The following is a 2,239-nucleotide window of genomic DNA, read 5'->3' as shown; positions in this document are numbered from 1 at the left end:
AGTTCTTTTAGTTGTTGATTTCATAACACTCTCCAATTTTGGGGGTGGAAAGTGTCAACCTTATTTAGGACGGCACACAGCTCTTGAAAAAAGCCGCGCATTTGTGCGGCTTTTTTGATCGATCCTCTTTGCACTTGAGTAGTTATACTTATTGAAAACAAGGGGAGGGGAACAACACCATGAAAGGATTACTGAAACTCGCCGCTCTCGTTAGCTTTCTCTCCATGAATTCGCTTGCTCTTGCATCTGAGTGCCCTGATATTCTTCAAGGTAAGCAAAGGTTGTTAAACTCAACGGAAGAAGTCGATCTATGCGAAAGCTTTAAGGGAAAGACACTACTAATCGTCAATACAGCAAGCCAGTGCGGCTTCACTCCTCAGTTCGAACAGTTAGAAACCCTCTATCAAACTTACAAAGACCAAAACTTCACCGTTATCGGTTTCCCGAGCAATGACTTTCGACAAGATAGAGGAAGCGAAACAAACACAGCGAAAGTCTGTTATCTCGATTACGGGGTCACCTTTCCAATGATGGCTCGCTCTTCAGTATTAGGTGTAGATGCGAACCCAGTCTTCAACCAGATTACTAACCAAGCAGGCATAAAACCAAAATGGAACTTCTACAAGTTTCTAATTAGCTCTGAAGGTAAAGTTATTGCGACTTTTCCAAGCTCCACATCACCGACAAGTACTACGCTTACCAATATGATAGAGCAACAATTATAAGGTGACGACCATGACAACACGCTCAACCATGCTACAACTCGGTTACTTAGGCCTAGTTCCATTTGTGTTTAGTTTAGGGCTGATTTTCGCTGACATCTCACTCTTCAATTTAAGTGGTCAGCAATTTTTCATCGCATATAGCGCCGTTATATTAAGTTTTTTATCCGGCATCCTTTGGGGTAATGGCATTGAGCATTACTACCATCGCCTTAGCCGAAATATATTAATTCTCAGCAACCTTTTTGTCTTACTGGCTTGGGGCGCATTACTGCAGGGCCACAAACATTACGCAGTCGCAACCCTACTCTTAGCAATTGGGTACCTTGCTGTTTGGTATGCAGAAAAGCTCGTGAGGAAAGTCGAACAAGACGCCGAGCCCAAGGGATATCAAGGAATGAGGAGCAAACTGACCTTCGGCGTAATCGTAATGCACGGATTGGCTTTAGTTTCATAACCTGGTCTGTCCAGTACTAAGATCACAAAAAAACGTCTTTTTATAAAACAATGTTCATTTCGTGAATGCACACATATTTTGAACACTGTTTTGTTTCATTTATGAATCAATCCACATATAAGTAATTCAAAGCATTCACAAAGGATATGAATATGTTTTTTCGCAAACTTTTGTTTAGCACTGCGATGATCAATGCAACGACAGGTTGCGTGTCTTACCAGGCACAACAAGCCGCCGCTCAAACAGTAAATAATACAGGCGCTGTGCTTACCAATGTGATTAAAACCACGATTGCTCAGCCATGTAATGTTGCAATCACTGCTGCTAGCTTGTTTTATCCGCATGCCATATTTATGACTAGTGTTCCAACTCAAGCATGTACAAGCGTTCTTAGATAATACGAAAGTGATAAGCATAAAAATGGCGACTCTACCGTCGCCATTTTTAAGCATCAATGCTATTTACAGTTACAGCGTCAATAAGTAATTAACTAATTGATTGTACTCGTCGTAAGTACGAATTTCGTTGGCCAAAACAATGTATTTATTGTTCACAACCACACCCGGAACCCCTCTTAACGTGCTGGCAGAGAATTGCTTATCAAAACCTTTCTGCATTGAGTTTACGGCGAAACTGTTGTACGCCGCATCAAACTTCTGACCTTCTACGCCATTATCAACGAAGAGTTGTTTCAGCTCAGCTTCGTCTTTTGGCGCTTGTCGCTTTTGATGAATTTGGGCAAACATGGCAGGAATCATTGTATCTTCAACTCCTAGCGACACCATCGTCGCGTAGGACTTGGCCATCGGAATCGCCATATCTCCGCCCATGAACCCCACATGCACCTTTTCAAACTTTGCCTCTTTTGGCAGAGCAGGTTTTAAACGCTCAATAAGCGACTCAAACTTGTAGCAATGTGGGCAATAAAAAGAAAAGAATTCCGTCACAACAGGTTTCGATGCTTTCTTTACATCCAGAACTTTGTACTGAGGGATCCCCTCATAATTTCCCCAAAGCACAACCATGTTTGAATAGATTTTGAGCAAGCAGGGTTGCAGCC

Annotated in this window: 4 protein-coding genes; 3 read left to right on the top strand and 1 reads right to left on the bottom strand. The window is 42.2% G+C overall.

The annotated features are described in order from the left end of the window. The first annotated feature begins 179 nt into the window (after positions 1–179). The 3 genes from R8N47_RS23305 to R8N47_RS23295 all read left to right on the top strand — a co-directional run bounded on the left by R8N47_RS23305 (position 180) and on the right by R8N47_RS23295 (position 1,577). Positions 180–725 (top strand): glutathione peroxidase, encoded by a 546-nt coding sequence (locus tag R8N47_RS23305; RefSeq protein WP_054577749.1) that lies wholly within the window; start codon positions 180–182, stop codon positions 723–725. Positions 726–735: 10 nt separating this feature from the next. After that, positions 736–1,179: a DUF3429 domain-containing protein gene (locus tag R8N47_RS23300; protein ID WP_005373660.1), complete on the top strand. Its 444-nt coding sequence runs from the start codon at positions 736–738 to the stop codon at positions 1,177–1,179. A 152-nt stretch (positions 1,180–1,331) separates the two neighbouring features. After that, positions 1,332–1,577, top strand: a complete 246-nt coding sequence (locus R8N47_RS23295) for a hypothetical protein (RefSeq protein ID WP_005373664.1) — start codon at positions 1,332–1,334, stop codon at positions 1,575–1,577. Between the two features lie 69 nt (positions 1,578–1,646). Here the strand turns inward: R8N47_RS23295 and R8N47_RS23290 are convergent, their stop codons facing one another. Beyond that, on the bottom strand, positions 1,647–2,204 hold the full coding sequence (locus tag R8N47_RS23290; protein WP_318070422.1) for a thiol:disulfide interchange protein DsbA/DsbL: 558 nt from the start codon (positions 2,202–2,204) through the stop codon (positions 1,647–1,649). Between the last annotated feature and the right edge of the window lie 35 nt (positions 2,205–2,239).

It is taken from the genome of Vibrio sp. 2132-1 (assembly GCF_033344315.1).
Note: the sequence above shows the minus strand (reverse complement) of the source record. Positions and strands in the feature narration are given on the sequence as shown.